This window comes from Bacillus sp. Root920 (genome assembly GCF_001429445.1).
GTDB classification, from domain to species: Bacteria; Bacillota; Bacilli; order Bacillales; family Bacillaceae; genus Bacillus; species Bacillus safensis.
In genome coordinates this window covers 57,623-80,442 of sequence record NZ_LMJV01000011.1, presented here as the reverse complement: position 1 = coordinate 80,442, position 22,820 = coordinate 57,623, and the positions used below count along the sequence as shown (strand labels likewise).

Here is a 22,820-nt window from a genome sequence, read left to right as displayed (position 1 = left end):
CATGTATTAGGCACGCCGCCAGCGTTCGTCCTGAGCCAGGATCAAACTCTCCGAGGTATGCAGGATGCATATCACACATGCGTTGCTACACGATGTAGCGAACTTAGCATGTGATCACTTCCTGCCTCGCCAGTTTGACTGACTACCTATGAAGTATCATAGGATTTTTTTATAAAAACTCGAATTAACAGGTACGTTTTGTCTTGTTTAGTTTCCAAAGATCATGTTCAAAAATGGAGCGGGTGATGAGAATCGAACTCACGACATCAGCTTGGAAGGCTGAGGTTTTACCACTAAACTACACCCGCGTGGTTTGTATTGGCGCGCCCGAGAGGAGTCGAACCCCTAACCTTTTGATCCGTAGTCAAACGCTCTATCCAATTGAGCTACGGGCGCTTAATCAGGCGACTTAATTATCTTAACATATCGTTTTTCTTAAGTCAACATCTTTTTAAAATTTGTTTGCCGCATGTGTGTGAACGTCTGTGTTTCAAATACGCCATCAGCGACGAATAAAAATATACCATGAATCATATAAAAGGGTCAATACATTTTTCTAAAAAAGTTTCATGTTTTTTAAAATTGATTTTTTCTTAGATCAATAGACATGTAATAGCCCTATTTTCTCCTCTTTCTTCATAATTCCAATGATTCTTAAATAAAATCTTTCTAAATACAAAGGAGGACAAAACATGGCCACATAGAATTTTTATTTATTGGAAAATTCTTAATATTTTTCCAATCATTTAAAGGAGGTAGGAGATGATGAAAAAGTTTATCGCTTTTCAAATCATGATCGCTTTGGTGATAGGAGCTCTTATCGGCCATTTCTTCCCTGACTTCGGAATGGCCCTCAGGCCAATTGGAGATGGATTCATCAGGCTGATTAAAATGATCGTTGTTCCAATCGTGTTCTCTACCATTGTTATTGGTGCAGCCGGCAGCGGCGGCATGAAGAAAATGGGCAGCCTTGGATTAAAAACGATCATTTGGTTTGAGGTCATCACAACCATTGTTCTTGGGATCGGGCTATTATTGGCAAATGGGCTAAAGCCTGGCGTTGGCCTCGATTTCTCTAAATTAGCTAAGAAAGATATTGGGGAATTAGATGGTTATACGGAGAAGGTCGTTGACTTTAAACAAATGGTATTAGATATCATTCCAACCAATATCGTCGATGTTATGGCTCAGAATGATTTACTTGCTGTCATTTTCTTCGCCATCTTATTTGGTGTAGCGGCAAGCGGAATCGGTAAAGCCTCTGCTCCTGTTCTCGCCTTCTTTGAATCAGTGGCACAAATTATGTTTAAGCTCACACAGATGGTGATGGTGACAGCACCTATTGGGGTTCTTGCATTAATGGCTGCTTCTGTCGGCCAATATGGCATTGTTTTATTAATCCCAATGATGAAGCTTGTCGGAACAGTATTTTTAGGATTATTCATTATTCTCTTTGCTTTATTCCCTCTGGTCGCACTGATCTTCCGTTTTAACTACTTCGAAGTATTAAAAATGATTTGGGATTTGTTCCTTGTTGCCTTCTCTACTACGAGTACTGAAACTGTCCTTCCTCAATTGATGGAACGAATGGAGAAATACGGGTGTCCAAAAAGAATCGTTTCCTTTGTGATTCCATCTGGTCTTTCTCTCAATTGTGACGGATCAAGTTTATATTTATCGGTTGCCTGCGTATTTCTTGCACAAGCGTTTGGTGTCGACATGAGTCTGTCACAGCAGCTTTTAATGATGCTTGTTCTTGTGTTAACGAGTAAAGGTATTGCAGCTGTGCCATCCGGTTCACTCGTTGTTCTTTTGGCAACCGCTCATGCTGTCGGTCTTCCCGCAGAAGGCGTTGCCATCATAGCCGGTGTTGACCGAATTATGGATATGGCACGAACAGGCGTGAATGTTCCAGGGCATGCCGTTGCATGTATTGTTGTATCTAAATGGGAAAAAGTATTCCGTGAGTCGGCGTGGGAAGTTCCAAAAGCAGGTGAAGAAACAAAAGGGATGTAATGTGATATGAAGGAAAGGGTTCGCCCTTTCCTTTTTTATGCTAAAAATGTTTGCTTTAGTACGGCTTTTCCTTGAGGATGCAGCTGTACTTCTGCATATGCCCCATTAATCAGCGTCATTTGCGGCGGGACATGCCCACAATCTATGTCGTAAAAAATGGGGATTTGTAATTCCTTTTGTAATTCTTCATATACATCCTGATACTGATACCCTTCAACAGGCACATTTACTGCACTACGCCCAAACATCATACCTGAACAGTGATCAAACCAACCTGCTAGTTTTAATTGAACAAGCGATCTCTTCACGCTTGCAGCATTTAATTCGCAGTTTTCGAAATACCAGAGAATCGGTTCATCTTTTATGAATGTTTTCTGAAAAGTTTTGACGTCCCCATAAGGTGTCCCTGCTAAATGACGTATGACATCAATGCAGCCACCTAGCAGTCTGCCCTTTACCATCTTTTCTTGTTGATACCGTATGCCAAGCGATCGATTCTGTTAAATGAAAGACATGTTTAATCGGATCGTCACGCTGCCATTCCTTTTGATACATAGATGAAGAAAACTGGCTTATGTCCATTTCATCTTTTGTTGAAAGTACTTCTTCCCACATAACAGTCGTTTGATCAAGCTCTTCTCCCTGAAGATCTACTAAGTTCGGTCCATGCGCTGTGGCAATGCCTGTTTTTAATGTGAGCGCCAGCAGGAGTGCACTCGTATCTGAGTAACCTAGAATCCACTTTTTTTGCATGGATGAGAAATCAAGGTGCTCTAACACTTCCATAAGCAGCTGTCCTCCCCATGGTGGGATGATGTGGTCAATCTCCTCACATGTCATCATGTACTGAAGTTCGTTTGCTCGTTCTATCGCAGGGGCAGATTTTGCCTTTTCCTGCTGCCAGACAGTCTCTCCACATATGACATCGTATCCTCTATGTTTCATTCGTTCACATGAAAGCTGAAACATGTCATGCAAAGATGGCTGTACACCTGAGGAAGGTGCTGTGACGCCAATTGTTTGTCCTTTTTGCAAATGCGGAAATTGTATCATTCTGCTTCCCCCCAACCTCTACTCTCTTCCCTGTCCATTTTAAAGAAAATGCCCCTTTTATAAGGGACATCTCTTCTTATTCCTTTTGACGCAGTACAGTATAGACTCCTGCAAAGATACATAGAATCCCAATGAATGAGCGTATCCCCATCTCTTCACCTAAAAGCAGCCAGCCGAGAGCTGCCCCTACGATCGGTTGAAAGAAAAAGAACAGACCGCCGCTCGAGGCATCCATCAATTGAAGCCCTCTATTCCACAAAAAGAATGCTAGAGCTGTTGAGATGATGCCTAGATAGAGAATGCCGCCCCAAATCTCTGGCCTTGCCATCTGCTCCACATCTAGATGAGGTAAGCGAAATAAAACAGCTGGTGTTAAGACAATGAATGCAATGATGATCGCATATGTGGTCGTCACAACTTGAGGGTATTTTCCTGGAACTCGTTTCAGCAAAACAGACATCAGTGCCCAAGTTAAAGCAGCGAAAACTAATGAAAGACCGCCAACAAATTCATCTGAGTGCACTGCGACTGGTCCAATCATGAGCCATACACCTGCTGTCGCAAGCAGGATGGATGCGCACTTTCGAACAGTCATGGCTTCTTTTAATAGAAAGAAAGCAAACAGCACCATAAAAGCAGGGGTCGCAGATGTGATCACAGCCCCCATTTGTGCCGACGTATACATGGTGCCAATTTCTTGGGTCACAATTGATAGGAAATTTCCGATCAATCCGATCATGACAACAAGCGGGATATCTTTTTTATCTAATCGAAAGGAATAGCCCAAGCGCCAAATGGTGCACACCAGCACGATTCCTGCTACAGCATATCTCATCCATACAAGCTCAAGCGGCGGAACCACCGCTACTGTTACTTTGACAACAACGTACATGCCGCCCCAAATACTTGCAGCGATTGCTAGGTAAAGGGCGCCTATATATTTTTCCTTCATCTTTTCCCCTCCGTTACTGGATATATTGATCGCCATATCCACAAACGGAGATCACTCTCCGTTATGGACGGAGGGTGTTTGGTACATCATGTTCAAATAAAGGCTTCCATAGCATTGTCGTCACCTCATTTATTTTTATTTTCAGACTACTTTATAACAAATTCTGGTTGACTTCAATCCTTTTTTGTCACCATTTTTCTTCATATAATAGAAGATAAACGGGTATTGACATGCTGAATTCGTTTTCATATAGTAAGTAAAACTATAGGTGGCCACGGAGAAAAGGAGTAGAGGACGTTGGATATTGAAGCGAGGAAACACATTCCCAGCACGGAACATGAACCGTTTCTCGAGGGAATAAAAGATTGTGTGCCAACCCTGCTCGGTTATATGAGTATTGGGTTTGCCTTCGGAATTGTTGGAATTAGCGCACAGTTAAGTATATGGGACATTGCGCTTTTATCGATTTTTATTTACGCAGGTGCTTCACAGTTTATTATCTGTGCACTGCTTGTGACAGGGAGTCCCCTTTCCGCTATTATTTTCACCACATTTATTGTCAATCTGCGGCATTTATTGCTCAGCCTGACGCTTGCTCCTCATTTCACACGCTACTCTGTGAAACAAAATATAGGATTCGGTCTATTGCTGACTGATGAATCCTTCGGTGTAGCGATAAATAAATTAGCGCAGAAAGGAAAGCTGAATAACAGGTGGATGCACGGACTGAACTTAACGGCGTATTTATGCTGGATTGCGGCCTGCATACTTGGCGGCATTTTTGGACATTGGATTTCAAATCCTGAAGCGCTTGGTCTTGATTTTGCTTTATCAGCGATGTTTGCTGCACTGTTAGTCCTTTCGTTACAGACAGTACCCAAAAATAAGTTAACTCATCGCCTGTCGCTTGTGTTGTATATGGTCATTGCTATGTTTGTTCTGCTTCATTTTGTTCCATCACATGTGGCTGTTCTCATAGCAACTGTACTTGTCGCAACTATTGGGGTGGTGACAGATAAATGATTAGCAGCTTTATGTTATGGCTCATTGTTGGTTGTATGATCGTCACCGTCATTCCGAGAGTCGTACCCTTTATATTTGTACGGAGTATTCAGCTGCCTGAAGTGGTGCTGAAATGGTTATCGTTTATTCCTATTTGTATCTTTACAGCTTTGATTGCAGAGCATCTCTTCATCCATACATCAACAGGCACAGGCGTCACCATTCACTGGATGTATCTTGCTGTCTTGACTCCTACTGTACTCATTGCTGTTTGGACAAAAAGCCTGTCACTTACTGTTCTTGCCGGCGTCATGCTGATGGGCACTGCTAGATGGTTTTTCTAAAAGAAAAAGCTTAACCACATGTGGTTAAGCTTTGTTTCATTTGACGATTCCGTATACAAATCCATCATAACCTTTTTCCCCAACAGTTTGAATCGCTGTTGCCTCTATTCTCGGCTCTTGTTTGAGTAAATCGAAAAATTCACGAGTTCCTTGTACTCGTTCATCCTCATCAGAGTCATGAAGGACTGCACCATTTCTGACGACATTGTCTGCAATAATGACTGTTCCCTTTTTCGAGAAATGTAACGCCCACTTCAGATATTTCGGATTGTTCGGTTTATCTGCATCAATGAAAATGAAATCGAATGGAAGCGCAGCCTTCTCTTTTAACTGAGATAACGTATCTAATGCCTTTCCTTCCAAAATGCTCACCCGTTCTGATAAGCCCGCTCTGCTGATGTTTTGCTGTGCGATCTGTACATGATGGCTGACAGCCTCTAATGTGATGAGTTCCCCATCTTCTTCAAGAGCACGGGCCAGCCAAATAGTACTGTATCCACCGAGTGTCCCGATTTCTAAAATGCGCTTTGCATTCTTCGTTTTTGCTAATAAATAAAGCATTTTCCCTTGGGCTGGTGACACATCAATTTCTGGCAGACCCGCTTGCTTATTATGAGTAAGGGTTTGCTCCAATACATCATCTTTAGGAATCAACTTGTCTGTGATATACTCGTCAACTTTTCCCCACACGTGCTCCATTTCATCCATCTCCCTTGATCATGTCTTCTCTCTCAAGTCTACATGATGATCGTGAGAACGTATAATCAATTCTTTTCACACATCTATTCATTTTTTTGATGAAAGACATGTGATGAGGAATACATGAAGCAACGCACTTGTTTCGGTTCTACTCGTTCAGCTTATTTTTGACATCCCCTTTTTTATCTTGAAGCTTTCCTTTTGCTTGATCCTTTTTCCCTTCTGCTTTCAAGTTTTGATGATCGGTTGCTTCACCAAGCTTTTCTTTGACTTGACCTTTGACTTGATTTGTTTTTCCTTTCGCTTTATCCATATGTCCTTTTTCTTTACTCATTTGTTCCACCTCCACGTTTGATACTATTCATTTAGCCTTTTTGAAAGATACAAAACATCTGAGTGTGCGATGTACACGTTTCAGGTATGATAGACATTAGAAGAAGGGTTGGTGTTCTATTTCATGATCGTCTCTGAAAAAATATTCACAGTTCGTGGGTTGACCTATCATATTCGGTCCGCTTCAGCGGCCGATGCCAAACAGTTATCAGCTCTCAGACTGAAAATCGATGGTGAAACAGAGTATTTAGACCGTGAACCGGGCGAAGCCTTTCTTGATGAAAAAGCATTTGAGGCTTTGATTCAAGAGGATAGCAAGCAAAGCCGGCATTTATTTTTGGTCGCTGCTATTGAAAGAAAAATTGTCGGTTTTTCAAGATGCGAGGGCCATTCACTCAAGCGCTCTGCTCACAAAGTGACATTTGGCGTCGCCATCCAGAAAGATGCTTGGGGCTATCATATCGGGAAAGAGCTTTTAGCCGCTTCAATCGACTGGGCAGATCAGCAGGGTATTCAAAAGATGTCACTTCAAGTGCTGGAAACGAACAAAAAAGCCATTCGGTTATATGAGAACCACGGCTTTTTGATTGAAGGGGTTTTAAAAAACGATAAACGGCTGAGTGACGGATTATATTATGATACTGTTGTGATGGGCAGACAGCGGCCAAGCTCCTGACTACTTACATCACATAGCCCCATATCATCGAAATCGCACTGTATATCAGAAGCAGCCCCATCACATACTGGAACGGTTTTTCGTAAGCAGTCAAAAAACGCTTATACAAAGAGCCAAATAAGCTCCAGCTGAATGTACCGAGAAAGCCAATGAGTGCGAGAATCAGCGTCCATATGACATACTGCATATTAGATTGTCCGTATGGCAAAACAAATGTTGAAATCACAGTCAATCCATACAAGATCGCTTTTGGGTTGATAAATTGCAGCATCATACCAGGGATAAAATGATTGTAGCGATCAAGTGTTTCGTCATCACCGCCTTTACTTTTCATGATTTTGACCGCTAAATAAATCATGTATGCGGCTCCGATGAACGCCATGACCCAGCCTATTTTCGGCATCACTTGATAAAGAATGAGATTAAAGAAGCAGCTCAAACACAAAATGACGAGAAATCCGATACCTACACCTAAACAAAATCGAAATGTTTGCTTGACCCCATATTTATTCGTAAAGACCATGGCCATGATGTTGTTGGGCCCTGGGGTAAAGCTGCTAACAAAAGCATAAATCAACATGGATACAATCAAAATGCCGCCTCCCTTATACGTTATTTAGACTTTAATTACTTTATTGCGTACATTACGTTTTATTGTAACGTTCGGTCTTTATAAAGTAAATAGAGAAAGGAGCTTTTTTCATGGAAGACGTACAATCGATTATTTCTAAAAATGTGAGGCTTCTGAGAGATCAAAAAAAATTAAGCCTCGAAAAGATGGCAGAATTAACTGGTGTCAGCAAGACGATGATTGGACAAATTGAAAGAGGAGAATCGACCCCTACCATCACGACTTTGTGGAAAATCGCCAACGGATTAAAGGTATCTTTTAGTGAGCTCATTCACGCACCACAGCCTGAAATCAAGGTAGTACGCAAAGAAGATGCACAGGTTTTAACTGAAGATGATGGAAAATATCGTGTATACACGACTTTCCCTTTTGACGACCGGGGGAAATTTGAAATGTACCGAGTGGAAATTGATCGAGGCGGGTCGCTTCGTGCGAGTGAACACATTGGGGGAACAGAGGAATTGATCACTGTTTTTGAGGGAGTCCTTGATTTATCCATTGGTGATGAACAATACACCTTAAAAGCCGGAGACTCTATTCGTTTTAAAGCGGACCGGACGCACACGTATAAACAAACCGGAGAACAAATGGTACGGATGCAAATGATTCTTTATTATCCTCATGAAAAAAGCTGACAGGCTGGCTTGTCCACCTGTCAGCTTTGCGTTTTATTTAATTAAATCCCGGATCGCGTACCACTGTTCCAGTAAATGTGACTCTATATTTTCCTAATCCTAATTCTTCAATAGAGGTTTGTTTTAAAATCCCTACCCAGCCATCCTCTGCATATACAATACTTTCTGGGATGTTTGATGTCGTATATGTTCTTGTTACTGAAACAGTTCGACTGGCCTGAGCCGTTACTTCACTGTTTGTTTGCTCCTTTGCTTCCACTGGAGCAGTTGCGACCCCAGCACCCGTTAAGACAATTGCTCCAACCAAAACAGAAGACATGACCTTTTTCACAAAAAAATCCCTCCCTTTTTTGTTGAACGTATAAACTATACCATAATTTAGAACTTTTGTAAGTTTATTTTTTCATTTTTTTGAAAATTATGATATCATTGTCTTATGCTGGATAGAGTGCGTTACATACTTCTATGCATTTATACTCATCTCAATCTAGTGAAACAATTGTGAACGGAGGTGATTTCATGAAAAAATGGCTCATCTGTTTTCAACTTGTTTTCCTCTTCACCTTGACGACCACACCACTTGCTTCTGCTGCTTCATGCCCTACAGTGAAACCATGTGTTATTGATCCTTAAGCATAAGAAAAGGCCGATCAAGCCTATTCTCTTGATCGGCCTTTTTATTTATTTTTGCTCTGCTTCCCAGCGGGCAACCTCTTCTCTTACTTTAGGAGCCACTTCTTTTCCAAATAGCTCAATGGCTTTCAGCACTTGATCATGCGGCATTGAACCAACCGGTACATGAAGCATAAAACGTGTGATGCCTACATTTTTTCTAAGGTGAATGACTTTCTCTGCCACTGTATCTGGATCTCCTACATACAGCGCCCCTTCTAAAGTTCTCGCTGCATCAAACGTAGAACGAGTATAAGGTCCCCAGCCGCGCTCTCTCGCTAATGTGTTCATCACATGCTGTGTAGATGGGAAGAATTGATCTGCTGCCAGGTCTGTTTCTGCCGCAACAAATCCATGAGAATGTGATGCTACAGTTAATTTCTCAGGGTCATGTCCAGCGTGCACTGCCGCTTGCTTGTACAGCTGAACGAGCGGTGCGAACTGTCTAGGACTTCCGCCAATAATGGCAAGTACAAGTGGTAACCCTAGTAATCCAGCACGTACGACAGATTCACGGTTTCCTCCACTGCCGATCCAGATTGGAAGCGGATCTTGAACAGGTCTTGGGTACACCCCAACATCCTGAATGGATGGGCGATGCTTTCCGCTCCATGTTACACGCTCTGACTGCTGTAATTTCAACAGCAAATCAAGCTTTTCTTCAAATAATTCTTCATAGTCGTCCAGGTCATAGCCAAAGAGAGGGAATGATTCAATAAATGAACCACGGCCTGCCATAATTTCTGCACGTCCGTTTGATAGTCCATCCAGCGTTGCAAAATCCTGAAATACACGAACAGGATCTGCTGATGAAAGAACTGTCACTGCACTTGTCAGACGAATATTTTTTGTTTGTGTGGCTGCAGCCGCTAAGACGACAGCTGGATTCGATGCGGCGAAATCCTCACGGTGATGCTCACCTACGCCAAATACATCAAGACCGACTTGATCTGCTAAAATAATTTCTTCTACTACTTCTCGAATACGCTGTGCGTGACTGACTGTTTTTCCTGTTTGAAAATCGGGTGTTGTTTCAACAAATGTACTAATTCCTAGTTCCATAATGGGAACCCCCTGTCTTATAAATATGTCACAAATTCAGAAACTGGCTTTCTATAGCCTCTCGCTTGTCTGCTCTCTACTTTTTCTTTTCCGAGTGTAATCATTAACACAGGAACCAAATCTGATTGAATGTTTAATACCTTTTTCATTGCTTCGGGATCAAAACCGATCATCGGGCAAGTATCCCAGCCTTTATTTTTAGCGGCAAGCATAAACAGCATGGCAGATAAGGAAGCATTGCGGATCGCCTCTTCCTTCTGGAAATCGGCTCCTCTCTGCACATAAAAGCTCATGGTCTCTCTGACCATTTCTTCATATTGCTGCGCATTGATAATGCCTAGCATTTTTAGGCCTTCATATATGTTCCCTGCGTGCTCATAAGCTTTGGGATCTCCGAGTACGATGATCGCTGCTGAAGCAGAGTGCACTTTATATTGTCCAAATGCCGCTTCTCTTACTTGTTCTTTCAGCTCTTCTGTTTGGACGACAATATATTGTGTATGCTGTAAGTTAAAAGCGGATGGTGCCAGCTTGACCTCTTCAAATATGCTGTTAAGCTCTTCTCTCGAAATCGAGATATTTGGCAAAAAATTTGATGCGGATCGTCTTTCACGTACCAACGTATCAAAGCTGAGTGTCATCTTGTTTCCCCTTTTCGCGAAGTTGTTTTGCACCTAAACCGATTTTTTTCAGTAATTCAATGAGCTGCTCTTTTTCTTCTTTTTCAATAAAGGCTAGATTTTGCGAAATGACCTCTGTGTGTTTAGGGAAAATATCGTCAAACAATTGCTTCCCTTTTTCCGTCAGCCGTACATGAAATACCCGCTTATCTGAAGGCGCACATTGCCTTTTCACCAGTTCTTGTTTTTCTAGTTTGTTCACGACATATGTCATGCTTCCACTTGGGATTGAGAGGATATCGCTAATTTTTTGAACAGGCTGAGGCCCTTTACTGTAGAGCAATTCAAGGATCTGAAAGTTTTCAAATCCGATATCATAACGTTCAATGTCTTTTTGGATATTTGTAAAAAGGGCTTGATAGGCTTTCATCCACACGCGGAATAGCCTTAAATCTAATTCATGATCATGCTGCACCATGGCAACTACTCCTTTTTCAAGAAATCCTAAAACTAGGATAAATTTATCCTAACACTAGGATATTTTCTTGTCAACGAGTTTATTTCATAAAAAAAAGACCACCTTGGTTCAGTGATCCTCTTCTTTTAAGATAAAATGCATTTCAGCAATTTGTTTATATTGATGTACTTCCTGTAATGAAAACTTGGATTCCAGATCCGCCGGCGAAAAGAGAGGAATTCCTCTTCCAATCATGACAGGTACGATTTGAAGAAAAAGCTCATCAACCAATCTTTCTTTTATGAAAGATTGAAGCAGTCCCCCGCCGCCGACAATCCAAATATTCCGGCCTGTTTCATTCTTTAATTTTTTCACAAATGATAAGACATCTTCGCGAATGATATGGGTTCCTTCCAGACTGTCTTGTAACGTACGTGACATGATATAACAAGTCTTTCCTTCATAAGGAAACTCATCTGGTGACAGCTGAAGAACTTGTTCATATGTATTGCGCCCCATGATCAGCGTATCGACTGACGCATAAAAGGTGTCATAGCTCGTTTCTTCTTCGCCCTCTGTCCCTATCAGCCAATCGAGCCGGTGATCCTCTCTCGCTAAATATCCATCGATACTCATCGCCCCATAAAAAAGCAGCTTCCTTTTCTCACTCACTCCCACCACTCCCTTACTTCAAATAAGAACATATATTCTATTTTATCAAAAAGGAAAGACAAAGGCTACATAACTTTTTACGATTCCTGTTCCACCTTGAGGAGAAGCTCGTATAATTTATGCGCGAGCTTGCCGGCATCAATGGTCATTTCTTCGTGAATCCATTCCTCGAGTACACCCACGACACCAGACACGACAAAAGAGGCCTCTATTTGCTCATTCTCTGTAATCGGCCGCTGATCAAGCTGCCATTCTTTCATGATTTTTTCTTTGAAAAATGCTTTGAATTGGTTTGTCGTTGGACCATTTGGTTTTACAAATAACGTCAACATATATTGATTCTCTTTCAAGTACTCCGTCGTTTTGTTTAAAAAGGAAAGCATATCAAGAGGGTCCTGACTTGGAAAGGTTTCATCATATAACCCTCCGAGCTGATCGAATAGTTCTTTCTCAAGCTGTTCATATAAATCAAACACATCTTGATAATGCAAATAAAAGGTTCCCCTGCCTAAATCCGCTTTCCTTGATAGCTCTGATACCGTAATCTGCTGCACTTCCTTTTCCTTTAACAGCTCAAGGAAGCTTTCCCGAATGGCTCTTTTTGTTTTGATTGTTCGTCTGTCCTTCATGACATCCCCTCCATTGTTGAACAATCAGGCGCCAAATGTCTATTTATGAACAGGATCTCATCCATTGCCGATGTTCGATTGGTTTACTTCTTATTATACTCAACACATGTTCAATAATCTATATCTGTTCAGTAAAGGAGGACCATTATATGTTTCATTTTAGACTTGCTAGAAAGGATGAACTGCCTCAAGTGGCAGAGTTGTTAGATGATTCGTTTCAGGACTATTCATTTTTTGACCTATTATGTGAAAAGGTCTCAAACCGGTCTGCTTTCGCTCGTCAGCTGCATTTGGTCAATACAAATGTGTATTTTCAGCATCAAATCTGTTTGGTCGGGGTTGAAAACGAGAACATTGTGTCTGCTGCCCTTTTAAAGCATCCGCGTCTTCCTGAACCAGGCTTCATGGATTATGTGTTATCAGGTGGGTTAAAGCTGCTCTTCATTGGCGGTATATCGGCGGTTCAGCATGTGTTCCGTGTGTTAAAGGAGGCGAAAAAGGCATGTTCTTCCTTAAAGCAGCCTTACTGGTATTTAGAAGCACTTGTCGTGGCAAAAGACCAGCAAGGAAAAAAACTCGGAAGCCGCATGTTAAAGCAATGCCTTTTTCCCTTTATCGCCCGGCAAGGCGGCGGACTGTTCACACTGATGACACACAACGAGGCCAATCGTCAGTTCTACCGAAAAAATGGCTGGATGGAGTTTGATGAAAGGGTACTGCGCGGAAAGGAAATGTCCTTGGAAAGCTGGAGCTATAAAACCGTGATTAAATAAGGTATCCTCTTCAGGTGATGATATAATAGAGTCAGTTCAATCAATGATCATACTTGGAGGAGAGACTGATGATACGACGACTTGATCATATCGTGTTGACTGTACAACATTTGGAGGACACCATTCGCTTTTATACAAACGTATTAGGGATGAAGGAAGAAACTTTTGGTGAAGGCCGCAAAGCGCTTCGTTTTGGTTTACAGAAGATCAACCTTCATGAAGCTGGTCATGAATTTGAGCCAAAAGCGGCTCATCCTCTTCCTGGATCTCATGATTTGTGCTTTATCACCGATTTAGACATGGACAGTTTGCTCCTGCACCTCCGAAAGCAAGTGGTCCCCATTGAAGAGGGGCCGGTCAGACGCACAGGTACATTAGGTCCAATTGAATCTGTTTATATCCGTGATCCTGATCTGAATTTAATTGAAATCTCTCGATATATAGAGGAGGGTGATCCGTCATGACTCGTATATTTTTGAGACCGATTGAAGAGCAAGATTATCCTGGTATTCAAAGAGGATGCCAGCATGCAGAAACACTTTATATGACTGGCACACGCAAAACGTTCACACTAGAAGAAATTCGCTCCGCCTATACCCGCTTTTTGCAAGATGACAGCAGACGAGATTTCGCCATTTGTCTGCTAGACACGAAAGAGATGATTGGAGATGCGGCAATTGTGGACATTGATCCAATCAATCATACGGCAAGCTTCCGCATTGCGCTTCACGGGCCAGAGCATTTTCAAAAAGGCTATGGCACTGAAGCTGTTCGGATGGTTCAAGCATTTGCCTTTGACACATTAGAACTCAACCGTCTTGAGCTTGAAGTCTTTTCCCACAATCCAAGGGCTTTTCGAAGCTATGAGAAAGCCGGATTTCAATACGAAGGAAAAAGACGCCAAGCGCTCTATTTCAACGGTACATACTCAGATGTCATCATCATGGGCATCCTTCGTGAAGAATATAAAAACATGATGAATACAGATGCTCCTGCTTAAGAAGGGTCATCTTTTTTAAAAAATTGAATCCCAGTGACGATGATTAAACAAATGATGGAAGAGAGAACGATAGAGATACTCGCTAGACTAAGCACCATGCCTTCCCATCTGCCAATAAAAAAACTAACAATCAATAAAACCAAACCAAATAAAATCAAGCATATTGGGACAATGAACCCCGCATGGCGCTGCCGGCGTCTTTTCCCTGCCCACCATGAGAGACACAAGACAACGATTGTAAAAAAGGCGGTTTGCAGCCAGAACATGTGATATCAACTCCTAACCCATAACAATGGAGGTACTTCAAATGAACATTAGACCCATTGAGCAAAAAGACAACCCGTATATCGCAGCGATTATCCGCCAGTCACTAGAATCAGCGAATCTAGCGATTGAAGGAACAGCCTACACTGATCCCCAACTTGACCAGCTTTTCGAATACTATCAATCATTGACTCATGCAGCCTATTGGATTGCTGAAGAGCAGGGTGAGATTGTGGGCGGTATAGGGATTGCTCCATTTACAAAGGGAGTATGTGAATTACAAAAGCTTTATTTAAGTCCAAAAGCACAAGGAAAAGGTGCGGGCAAAAAACTGATGGATACGGCGCTGGAATATGCCTCTGCATACTACGAAGCGTGTTATTTAGAAACCCGCCGGGAATTAACAGCAGCTATAGGCATTTATCAGCGATATGGCTTTTCTCTTCTTTCAGAACCGCTTGAAGGCTCTGAGCATTCTGCAATGGATGCTTGGTATCTCAAAACCTTCTCATCTTGAACCATAAAACAATCGATAGGTTTTGAGCCTCTGAAAGCCTAACTTCTCTGCCAGTTTGATTGAAGCTAGGTGATGGACATCGCAATCCCAATGCGGTGTCCTCTTTTTTTCAAGACAGATGCTGATCATATGCTGAGCTGCCAGCAGCGCCAAACCTTTTCCGCGATAAGACTCATCTGTCCAAATATCTATCTCCGCACGATCCATACTTGAAAAAATAGAGACGCATTCACTTACCACGTTCTCTCCATTTAAAATGGCAATCCCGATTCCCTTTGATAGAAAACGAGCTGTTTCTCCCCAATAGGCTTCGTAATAGCTAGAAGGGAAAGCACTGCTTGCAGTCATCACCTGCTCATTTGTCCGCTCTACTCTATAGCCTGGATGAGGCTGAGTGGCATGAGAATATGCCTGTGGATAAACGTACGCGTGTCTTTCCATCTCATTCAGATGTGACCCGAGGTATTTTTTCATCAACGCATCTGTTAATGGATTTGCTGAAAATAAGGTGAATCGGCCGTTTTGTCTTTTCTGCCTTTCGTACACATCCACAATGAAGGCTGAGCAGCGTAACAGCTCCGCTTCACTCCTTCCTGACACATAATAAATGCCGCATGAAGCTTCGAGAAAATAAACAAGCGGCTGCTCTGCATTATCTACATAAAGATTTCCTTGTATCATGCCATCCATGACCGCATCTACAAACACTGGATATGCCGGATCGATCTGCCGAATTCCTTTTTTCATTGATGGTGTCTTTTGCTGCTTCAATAGATGCACGATGATCCCCCCTATCCTTCCATTATAAAGAAAAAGCAGCTGACATAGAGAATTCTTTGCCAAAAAAGGGATTTTGCATCATAGGCGCAATTTTTTTAAAAAAGAGACCTCATTTAAAAGGTCTCTTACATTCTGGATGATATTATTCTACTCATGCTTCTTCTGTCACTTTCCCCTTCCATATCAGGGTTAAGCGACTGTTTTTCGTCTCGTTCTGTTGATTTTACCGACAAACATATAGCCATATTTATAATGATTCGCTAACCATGACAATAGGATAGATCCAGCAATTGCTAGTGCTGATATTATGATTGTCCCTACAAAGAATGGATAATCTTTTAATTGTCCCCATAGCAACACAGAGATACCTAGAAAATACCCGTGAAGCAAATAGATGGTGAATGAATATTGACTAATGACAGCTACGAAAGGTGGAACGCTTTTCACTTTAGAAAACAAGAGAAAACATAAGAAGACAATACTGATTGTATAAAGAACAACGTCTGGCCTCTTAGAAGAAGGCTCGAAAAAGCCTACATATGAATTGCTTAGAAGGGTCGCTGCGGAAATCAAAACAAGTCCATACACGGCATACTTAAAACGATGAAGTCTTGTGATAAACTGCTGATAATTCACTCCACAATAATAGGCTAAACAAAAATAGAATAACCACCCTGGAAATGGAATCCATTCTAAGCCGAACATTGGATTAGGTAATTGAGGTTGTGGGATTTTGACGAGGTTCATGACACTTAAATAACCAACTGTGATGATAAAGGAGATCGGCAATACCCATTTGGCTGAGGTACGCTTAGCAATTTTGTGAAAAAACATGTGCAAAAAGTAAAATTGAAAAATAATCAGAACAAAATAACCAATATAATTTCCCAATAAGACATTTGCTGAAGCTCTTTTAAAAAAGTCAGCTGCCCCTCCATTTAACGATGCCGAATGCATAAACCCATCGACAATCCCAATAAATACAAATGGGAAAAAGATGGCTTTCACTCTCTTCCACATAAATCCTTTAGGTGTACCATTTGGATAAGCATGCGCCAATAAAAATTCAGAAATGAAAATAAAACTCGGTGTACTGAACATGAGTAGTGCTACAAGAATCGATGATGAGTGAGGACTAGATAAAATGGCTATTGCATGAATGAGCACAACACTCAAACACGAGATACACCGAATAAAAAAAATCTCTTTAATTTGCATTGAAAATCCCCCTCCTGTATTTGGTAAAACATGTATTAGATTAACATGAATAACACCTTATCAACAGGGACCTTGTGATTATTTTCAAAAATCTATCCAAAAGGAACAAAAAAAGAGCCCTAGTTAGAGCCCCTAATCTAATCAGATTCAACCGTTGCCTTCCCCTTCCAAATAAGGGTTAAGCCTAATCCGAGAAATAAGACAACACCTGCGAATAAAAATGGGAAATGAATATTTTGATCGAATAAAATGCCGCCAAGTGCCGGCCCGAAAATCGTACCTAGGCTTGTGTAGGTAGAGTTCATCCCTGCGACAAATCCTTGCTGGTTGCCAGCGATTTTGGATAAGAAGGTCGTTAATGCTGGACGCAATAAATCAAACGCAAGGAAAATGACACATGTGACAATCAGAACAACCAAAAAGCCTGAAACAACGGTTGAAACGAAAGCAAGGACAGCCCCGATAATCAGACATAGCTGAATGACTCTTTTTTCTCCTAGGGCATTTACCAGTTTACCAAACACAAGTACTTGGATGATGACTGCCACAATCGAACTGACGGTAATGATGACGGCAATATCTTTTGGACCAAATCCAAACTTATGATTTGTGAACAAGCTAAAGACTGTTTCATATGCAGATAGTCCAAATGCGAGGACAAACACAATGATAAAGGCGATGAGGTAGCTTGGATGAATTGATTTTTTCAAATCTTTAAAGAAAGTCGATTCTTTCACTTCATTCATTTGCTTCTCTCGCTCTTCTTTTGTTAAAGGCTCCTTCAGCATAAACATAGACGAAATGACGGCAATAAACGCAATTCCTGCCGCAAAGAAGAATGGCAGGCGTACGCCGTATTCTGCTATAAACCCGCCAATTCCCGGGCCGATGATAAAACCGGTACTAATGGCCGCAGAGACATAGCCCATCGCCTTTGATCTTTCTTGAACGGTCGTAATATCTGCGACATATGCAGTGACAGCCGGCATAATAAATGCCGCACTAATACCGCCTAGAAGCCTTGCAAAATACAGAACATACACGTGTGTACCAAGACCAAAAACGAGTTCTGATAACGCGAATAGAAACAGCCCAGACACAATCATAATCTTTCTTCCGTAGCGGTCTACCCATCTCCCTGCAATAGGTGATGCGATGAGCTGGGCAACGGCAAACGCCGCCACAAGGTATCCCATTGTACTCCCTGTTAGATGCATGACATTCATGAATAGCGGCATGACAGGAATAATGAGACCGATGCCTAAAAACGCAATAAATATATTACTTAATAAAATCACGAGTACTGCTTTTTGCTCACGAATCGGTTTTTGCATGATGTTTGTTTCCCCTTTACTGACTCACTTGTTACTCATGATGGTTGATTCCGTGAATAAACAATGAGATCGCCTCTTTTTGTAACTCTTTCTTCTGCTCAATGGTGTCATTTTTATATAACACGTCTAATCCATAAAAAACGGAAAGTAATATTTTCACTTTTGACTCCACATGCTGGATCGACCAGCTGCCATCTTTGTTTCCTTCAAGTAAGATATCTCTCATCACATCATCAAAATCGACATCAATCTTGTTCAGCCGCTCCATGACTTCGTCTGATGTAAAGGCACTGGCACAAAATTCCTCACTCGCTCTCATTAATGGGTAGTTAATGCCCATTTGACTGAGCATCTCTGCAAATGCAGCGAGCTTATCGACAGCCCGGTGCTGTGTTTTCTTCTCCTCATGCCATGTTTCCATCATCAAACGGTGATCCTCTTCCATAATATGAAGAAACAAAAACTCTTTTCCTTTGAAATGATGATAGAGATTGCCTTTACTCACCTCAGCAGCCTCTAAAATATCGCGCACGGATGTTTCTGAATATCCTTTTTTTGCAAATAAATCACGAGAAGCGGTGACGATTTTTTGCTTCGTCTTCTCACTCTTTCCAGTCCCGCTTTGTGAACTTGTCATGTGTCACAATCCCTTTCTACCCTGCATTTCTTCATGCGGACAAAATAAAACCGACCAGTTGGTTTATTTTTTTATTATAAATGGATTTTTATCATAATACAATGAAAAAGGCATCGACTTCATAAGGAGTGATTCATGTGAAAACAAACAGAACAGTCATTTGCACTATCACCAAAAAGGACTTATACGTATTTTTCTTCTGCGACCTTTTCATGGCTACTTTGGCGTACTACGTGTTCAAATTCAAGCCAACGACATTTTATGAATGTGCGGGAATCATGGGAAGTATTCTTTGTCCCTTTTTGATGAAAAAGTGGATATACCGATGATCTCCCTTTCAGTATATCCGTCATTCATTTAACTTTTCTTTATATTTAAATTCACTTAAATATAAAGATTGCCTATAATAGAAGAGAGGTGATGTCATTGGATGAGGAAATCATTCATTACGGTAAAAAGATCATTGAATACTCGAATGCTCTAGGCTCAATTTATGTAGAAGAGTATCAGCGATTTTTAAAACATGAGTATGCAGATTTATCAGCCAAACAAGAGCTGACACTTGAGCTATTGCGCACGAAAACGAGAACAATCAATGAATTAGCTGATTACTTTTCGATTTCTGCCAGCGCAGCTAGCCAGCTTGTATCAAAGCTTGAGAAGCTCGGCTATGTCAAACGAGAAATTAATCCACATAACCGAAGAGAAATCATTGTTGATTTTGCTCAAAAGGGCCATGACTATCACAAGAATACGGAAGACATTCAACTGCACCTTATACAAAAATATTATGCAAAGCTTCCAAAAGAAGATTTAAAAACATTACTATCTCTATACGAAAAAATCTATCAGATTGCAAAAGAAGCGCCTTAATACGGTGTTTCTCTCATCAACATTTAAGTTATCTAAACTATTAAGGGGTTGAAAATATGCAAAGCATTCATTTACAAGATGGCCGGTACATCGGTTTGACTCAATACGGTGATCTTGAGGGGTTTCCAGTATTCTTTTTTCATGGGACACCTGGATCAAGAGTGATGTTTTTAGATGATGATTCAATCTCTCAAGAACTCGGCATTCGACTCATCTGTTTGGATCGACCTGGATTTGGTTTATCTACCCCTCTACCTGACCGTACAATTTTAGACTGGGCAAAAGACGTGCTGGAAGTGGCAGATGATCTTGGTATTCAACATTTTTCAGTGATGGGTGTATCTGGAGGCGGCGCATTCGCTGCTGGTTGTGCCTATCAATTGCCGGATCGCGTCCTTTCAGCTGCACTGATCTCAAGTACAACCCCTTTTCAGAACGGGAAACCGCCTAAAAGTATGCTGAAAGAAAATAAATTAGCCTTTTTCCTTAGTAAGAAGTTTCCTTGGCTATTGAAAGCAAGCTATCGTTCCCAGAAAAAAATGATTGAGAACAAACCAGAGAAATTTAAGAAGCTGGCCAAAAACGGGAACAAGCATTTACATCCGTGGGATCGGCAATTCCTTCAAACCGATGAGCAGTTAGAGATGATGATGACACATTTATACGAAGCGACTCGTCAATCGGTGGATGAATGTATTCGTGAACCCATTTTACTCTCGAAACCATGGGCATTCGCTATGAAAGATATTCAAATCCCTGTTGATGTCTGGCACGGAAAAGAAGATACAATGGCTCCATTTGTAGAAATAGAAAAAATAGCTCAGGCGATTCCAAACGTCAAAACCCATTATATAGATCAAGCAGGGCACTTTCTTACTGATGTAGACGATATTTGGCGAGATATTTTACTCTCTTTAAAGGAACGTGCTGAAAATGCATGAAAAAAGACCCGATGTCTTTCGGGTCTTTTTCTCCGTTAATACTGTTCATAATACCTTTGCACTTTATCTGGATCATTTGTCTTCGTTAGTGCCAGCATGAGCAGAATACGTGCTTTTTGCGGGTTTAATGAATCAGACGACACAAAGTGATGTTCATCATCCGTTTTTTCATGGGTGACAATTCCATTACCCGTACGGCTTGATCTCACAAGAACCACATCTTTTTTCACTGCATCTGTTGCCCCTTTGATGGCTTCTGTTGACATCGTTCCATTTCCTACTGCAGCGACGACAATCCCTTTCGCACCTGCTTTTACTGCTGCATCATACATATATTTTTGATCATTTTGATAGCCATATAAAATATCGACTTGCGGTAATTCTTTTATCTTTGATACATCAAATTCACTTTCAGTCGTATGTTTTCTTGTCGGTTCGTTATAAAAGGACACCACTTCACCAGTAACTTCTCCGATGTATCCTTGCTCAAGTGACTTGAACGCATCGGTTGTGGTCGTGTTTGTTTTCGTAACAAATCGAGCTGATGCAATTCGATCATTTAATGTGACCATGACCCCTTTGCCCTTTGCTTCTTTGGTTGATGCAATTTTCACCGCATGATACAAGTTAAGCGGACCATCCGCACTGATTGCCGATGCTGGTCTCATTGAGCCAACGACCACCACAGGCTTATCACTTTTAACAACCAGATGTAAAAAGTAAGCTGTTTCTTCAAGTGTATCTGTTCCATGCGTGATGACAATGCCATCTACTTGATCATCTTTTAATAGTTCATTCACTCGCTTGGCTAATTTTAAAAGAAGAGCGTTATCAACATTTTCACTGCCGACATTCGCAACCTGCTCACCCGTAACATTTGCAATATCCTTCAGCTGTGGAACGGAAGCAATGACTTTATCAATGCCGAGTGAACCAGATTTATAGCCCGTCGTATCTGTATCACTGTCTGAACTGCCAGCAATCGTCCCGCCCGTGGCTAATACCTTAATATTTGATAAGGACTTATTCCCTGTTTCAACCGCCTTGTTTTTCTCTTTTGTTTCATTGGATACGTTTTCTTTTTCGCTTTGAGTATTCTCTTGAGTGCCTGTGTTCGCACAGGCTGCTGTCACCAATAATAAAACAGAAAGAAGGACAGCACCTAACCATTTTGTCATGTTCATTGGATCATCTCTTTTCCTCATTTGATGGATTTCATGGCTAAATCTCTTTCTATAGGCTTTACTTTATACCATACCTTCATTCATCGACATGAGGCTAAAGATACAGAACCAAATAAAGGTAAAAAGGGCGTTATATTAATGATTTATTCAATTCTTATTACCTAAATTTGCTGTAATTCAGTTGAGTATTGAAGGTGGCGTATTTTAAAAATAACCGATGCTTGATAATGAATTTATGATAAAATATAGTAAATTTTACAAAAAGGAGTATACATTTTGCATTCGCTTCAACCCTTTTACAAAATCCTAATCACACTATTCATCAGCTCTATTTTACTCGGCTTGTTTGTCTGCTTATTTCCACCTATTCAAGCTGAGCCTGCGTTTCTGATATTTTATATTCCTATCTTTTTTATTTTTTATTTCGTCTTTGCGGTTCCTTTGCAGTTATTGTTTTCTTTGCAGCCAAAGGCTTTCCATCCTCTTTATTTAGCTGCGTACTTACTGATTGCAATGGTTATCATGCTCTTTTTCATCGATGGTATTGGGAGCCAGGCGTCTTTACCAATTATTATCATGAGCAGTCTTATCTACTGGACTTGTGATTCTTTGTTTTATCAAAGAATGCATGAAAAAAACACCTAACGCGAAGGTGTTTTTTCATTAGTTTCTTTAAAGCATGTCTATCTTTTTCTCAGCAAATAATCGGTATCCATTTTGAGCGATCTTCCTAGGACGTACAAAATCCTGTTCTGTATAGTAATGAAGGGCAATTTTGTGATGCTTCATCGCCTTCACTTGTTACATTCCTCCTTTGCTTGACCACACAGTCAATCACACCATAAA

General features: G+C 41.1%; 29 protein-coding genes, 2 tRNA genes and 1 pseudogene. 12 read left to right on the top strand and 20 right to left on the bottom strand.

Translation table 11 applies throughout. The features are described 5' to 3' along the window. Positions 1–234: 234 nt before the first annotated feature. Positions 235–308 (bottom strand) — tRNA-Gly (locus ASE42_RS17460). A gap of 11 nt (positions 309–319) precedes the next feature. Beyond that, positions 320–396: transfer RNA gene (locus tag ASE42_RS17455), tRNA-Arg, on the bottom strand. Between the two features lie 369 nt (positions 397–765). Here ASE42_RS17455 and gltP point away from each other — a divergent pair. Continuing rightward, on the top strand, positions 766–2,016 hold the full coding sequence (gltP, locus tag ASE42_RS17450) for a glutamate-aspartate/proton symporter GltP (protein ID WP_056768426.1): 1,251 nt from the start codon (positions 766–768) through the stop codon (positions 2,014–2,016). Positions 2,017–2,051: 35 nt separating this feature from the next. Here the strand turns inward: gltP and ASE42_RS17445 are convergent. Together ASE42_RS17445 and ASE42_RS17440 are read right to left on the bottom strand one after the other, a co-directional pair. After that, positions 2,052–3,069: pseudogene (locus ASE42_RS17445) on the bottom strand (S66 family peptidase). A 76-nt stretch (positions 3,070–3,145) separates the two neighbouring features. Next, positions 3,146–4,021: a DMT family transporter gene (locus ASE42_RS17440; protein WP_024425435.1), complete on the bottom strand. Its 876-nt coding sequence runs from the start codon at positions 4,019–4,021 to the stop codon at positions 3,146–3,148. 297 nt (positions 4,022–4,318) lie between these two features. Here ASE42_RS17440 and ASE42_RS17435 point away from each other — a divergent pair, with 297 nt between their 5' ends. Both ASE42_RS17435 and ASE42_RS17430 read left to right on the top strand, forming a co-directional pair. Then, positions 4,319–5,044, top strand: a complete 726-nt coding sequence (locus tag ASE42_RS17435) for an AzlC family ABC transporter permease (RefSeq protein ID WP_024425434.1) — start codon at positions 4,319–4,321, stop codon at positions 5,042–5,044. Then, positions 5,041–5,367, top strand: a complete 327-nt coding sequence (locus ASE42_RS17430; RefSeq protein WP_025093547.1) for an AzlD domain-containing protein — start codon at positions 5,041–5,043, stop codon at positions 5,365–5,367. The genes ASE42_RS17435 and ASE42_RS17430 overlap by 4 nt, the downstream gene beginning before the upstream one ends. Before the next feature lie 36 nt (positions 5,368–5,403). Here the strand turns inward: ASE42_RS17430 and ASE42_RS17425 are convergent, their stop codons facing one another. Together ASE42_RS17425 and ASE42_RS17420 are read right to left on the bottom strand one after the other, a co-directional pair. After that, on the bottom strand, positions 5,404–6,066 hold the full coding sequence (locus ASE42_RS17425) for an O-methyltransferase (RefSeq protein ID WP_024425432.1): 663 nt from the start codon (positions 6,064–6,066) through the stop codon (positions 5,404–5,406). A 148-nt stretch (positions 6,067–6,214) separates the two neighbouring features. After that, entirely contained in the window at positions 6,215–6,400 is a 186-nt protein-coding gene (locus tag ASE42_RS17420) for a CsbD family protein (protein WP_024427790.1), read from the bottom strand. Between the two features lie 123 nt (positions 6,401–6,523). Between ASE42_RS17420 and ASE42_RS17415 the strand changes: the two genes are divergently transcribed. After that, positions 6,524–7,075: a GNAT family N-acetyltransferase gene (locus tag ASE42_RS17415; RefSeq protein WP_056768419.1), complete on the top strand. Its 552-nt coding sequence runs from the start codon at positions 6,524–6,526 to the stop codon at positions 7,073–7,075. Positions 7,076–7,079: 4 nt separating this feature from the next. Here the strand turns inward: ASE42_RS17415 and ASE42_RS17410 are convergent, their stop codons facing one another. Beyond that, positions 7,080–7,667: a LysE family transporter gene (locus ASE42_RS17410; RefSeq protein ID WP_024425429.1), complete on the bottom strand. Its 588-nt coding sequence runs from the start codon at positions 7,665–7,667 to the stop codon at positions 7,080–7,082. A gap of 110 nt (positions 7,668–7,777) precedes the next feature. Between ASE42_RS17410 and ASE42_RS17405 the strand changes: the two genes are divergently transcribed. Beyond that, entirely contained in the window at positions 7,778–8,341 is a 564-nt protein-coding gene (locus ASE42_RS17405; protein ID WP_024425428.1) for a helix-turn-helix domain-containing protein, read from the top strand. Positions 8,342–8,378: 37 nt separating this feature from the next. Here the strand turns inward: ASE42_RS17405 and ASE42_RS17400 are convergent, their stop codons facing one another. The 6 genes from ASE42_RS17400 to ASE42_RS17375 all read right to left on the bottom strand — a co-directional run bounded on the left by ASE42_RS17400 (position 8,379) and on the right by ASE42_RS17375 (position 12,453). Then, on the bottom strand, positions 8,379–8,672 hold the full coding sequence (locus ASE42_RS17400; RefSeq protein ID WP_056768416.1) for a hypothetical protein: 294 nt from the start codon (positions 8,670–8,672) through the stop codon (positions 8,379–8,381). 350 nt (positions 8,673–9,022) lie between these two features. Next, positions 9,023–10,075, bottom strand: a complete 1,053-nt coding sequence (locus ASE42_RS17395) for an LLM class flavin-dependent oxidoreductase (protein WP_024425426.1) — start codon at positions 10,073–10,075, stop codon at positions 9,023–9,025. Between the two features lie 17 nt (positions 10,076–10,092). Beyond that, on the bottom strand, positions 10,093–10,716 hold the full coding sequence (locus tag ASE42_RS17390) for a nitroreductase family protein (RefSeq protein WP_056768413.1): 624 nt from the start codon (positions 10,714–10,716) through the stop codon (positions 10,093–10,095). Then, the gene (locus ASE42_RS17385; protein ID WP_041116800.1) at positions 10,700–11,173 is read right to left on the bottom strand and encodes a MarR family winged helix-turn-helix transcriptional regulator; all 474 of its coding nucleotides are present in this window, start codon (positions 11,171–11,173) and stop codon (positions 10,700–10,702) included. The genes ASE42_RS17390 and ASE42_RS17385 overlap by 17 nt, the downstream gene beginning before the upstream one ends. Positions 11,174–11,281: 108 nt before the next feature. Further along, the gene (locus ASE42_RS17380; RefSeq protein ID WP_056768410.1) at positions 11,282–11,824 is read right to left on the bottom strand and encodes a dihydrofolate reductase family protein; all 543 of its coding nucleotides are present in this window, start codon (positions 11,822–11,824) and stop codon (positions 11,282–11,284) included. A 77-nt stretch (positions 11,825–11,901) separates the two neighbouring features. Then, positions 11,902–12,453 (bottom strand): TetR/AcrR family transcriptional regulator, encoded by a 552-nt coding sequence (locus ASE42_RS17375; protein ID WP_024425422.1) that lies wholly within the window; start codon positions 12,451–12,453, stop codon positions 11,902–11,904. 149 nt (positions 12,454–12,602) lie between these two features. Here ASE42_RS17375 and ASE42_RS17370 point away from each other — a divergent pair, with 149 nt between their 5' ends. From ASE42_RS17370 to ASE42_RS17360, 3 genes are all read left to right on the top strand, one after another. Then, positions 12,603–13,226: a GNAT family N-acetyltransferase gene (locus tag ASE42_RS17370; protein ID WP_056768407.1), complete on the top strand. Its 624-nt coding sequence runs from the start codon at positions 12,603–12,605 to the stop codon at positions 13,224–13,226. A gap of 68 nt (positions 13,227–13,294) precedes the next feature. Then, positions 13,295–13,690, top strand: a complete 396-nt coding sequence (locus ASE42_RS17365) for a VOC family protein (protein ID WP_056768404.1) — start codon at positions 13,295–13,297, stop codon at positions 13,688–13,690. Continuing rightward, positions 13,687–14,226 carry a GNAT family N-acetyltransferase gene (locus ASE42_RS17360; protein WP_024427798.1) on the top strand — a complete coding sequence of 180 codons (540 nt, stop codon included), beginning with the start codon at positions 13,687–13,689 and terminating at the stop codon, positions 14,224–14,226. The genes ASE42_RS17365 and ASE42_RS17360 overlap by 4 nt, the downstream gene beginning before the upstream one ends. Here the strand turns inward: ASE42_RS17360 and ASE42_RS17355 are convergent. After that, positions 14,223–14,492, bottom strand: a complete 270-nt coding sequence (locus ASE42_RS17355) for a YesK-like family protein (protein ID WP_024425418.1) — start codon at positions 14,490–14,492, stop codon at positions 14,223–14,225. The two genes, ASE42_RS17360 and ASE42_RS17355, sit on opposite strands and share 4 nt — an antisense overlap. A 41-nt stretch (positions 14,493–14,533) precedes the next feature. Here ASE42_RS17355 and ASE42_RS17350 point away from each other — a divergent pair, with 41 nt between their 5' ends. After that, positions 14,534–15,007, top strand: coding sequence for a GNAT family N-acetyltransferase (locus ASE42_RS17350; RefSeq protein ID WP_056768403.1), 474 nt, complete (start codon positions 14,534–14,536; stop codon positions 15,005–15,007). Here ASE42_RS17350 and ASE42_RS17345 read toward each other — a convergent pair. The 4 genes from ASE42_RS17345 to ASE42_RS17330 all read right to left on the bottom strand — a co-directional run bounded on the left by ASE42_RS17345 (position 14,999) and on the right by ASE42_RS17330 (position 18,976). Next, positions 14,999–15,787: a GNAT family N-acetyltransferase gene (locus ASE42_RS17345; RefSeq protein WP_056768402.1), complete on the bottom strand. Its 789-nt coding sequence runs from the start codon at positions 15,785–15,787 to the stop codon at positions 14,999–15,001. The genes ASE42_RS17350 and ASE42_RS17345 overlap by 9 nt on opposite strands. A gap of 189 nt (positions 15,788–15,976) precedes the next feature. Beyond that, positions 15,977–17,005, bottom strand: coding sequence for an acyltransferase family protein (locus ASE42_RS17340; RefSeq protein ID WP_025093557.1), 1,029 nt, complete (start codon positions 17,003–17,005; stop codon positions 15,977–15,979). Between the two features lie 137 nt (positions 17,006–17,142). Further along, complete coding sequence (locus ASE42_RS17335; RefSeq protein WP_025093558.1) at positions 17,143–18,339, bottom strand: MFS transporter; 1,197 nt, start codon at positions 18,337–18,339, stop codon at positions 17,143–17,145. A 31-nt stretch (positions 18,340–18,370) separates the two neighbouring features. Beyond that, the gene (locus ASE42_RS17330; protein ID WP_056768401.1) at positions 18,371–18,976 is read right to left on the bottom strand and encodes a TetR/AcrR family transcriptional regulator; all 606 of its coding nucleotides are present in this window, start codon (positions 18,974–18,976) and stop codon (positions 18,371–18,373) included. Between the two features lie 420 nt (positions 18,977–19,396). Here ASE42_RS17330 and ASE42_RS17320 point away from each other — a divergent pair, with 420 nt between their 5' ends. Then, positions 19,397–19,849: a MarR family winged helix-turn-helix transcriptional regulator gene (locus tag ASE42_RS17320; protein ID WP_025093559.1), complete on the top strand. Its 453-nt coding sequence runs from the start codon at positions 19,397–19,399 to the stop codon at positions 19,847–19,849. 56 nt (positions 19,850–19,905) lie between these two features. Next, entirely contained in the window at positions 19,906–20,790 is an 885-nt protein-coding gene (locus ASE42_RS17315) for an alpha/beta fold hydrolase (protein WP_056768395.1), read from the top strand. Between the two features lie 35 nt (positions 20,791–20,825). Here the strand turns inward: ASE42_RS17315 and ASE42_RS17310 are convergent, their stop codons facing one another. Next, positions 20,826–21,974, bottom strand: coding sequence for a type II asparaginase (locus tag ASE42_RS17310; protein WP_056768392.1), 1,149 nt, complete (start codon positions 21,972–21,974; stop codon positions 20,826–20,828). Positions 21,975–22,250: 276 nt separating this feature from the next. On the opposite strand from ASE42_RS17310, the gene ASE42_RS17305 reads away from it, so the two are divergent. Then, on the top strand, positions 22,251–22,619 hold the full coding sequence (locus ASE42_RS17305; RefSeq protein ID WP_056768390.1) for a UPF0715 family protein: 369 nt from the start codon (positions 22,251–22,253) through the stop codon (positions 22,617–22,619). Positions 22,620–22,646: 27 nt separating this feature from the next. Here ASE42_RS17305 and ASE42_RS19385 read toward each other — a convergent pair whose 3' ends face one another. Continuing rightward, entirely contained in the window at positions 22,647–22,772 is a 126-nt protein-coding gene (locus ASE42_RS19385; RefSeq protein WP_263479723.1) for a hypothetical protein, read from the bottom strand. Positions 22,773–22,820 lie beyond the last annotated feature (48 nt).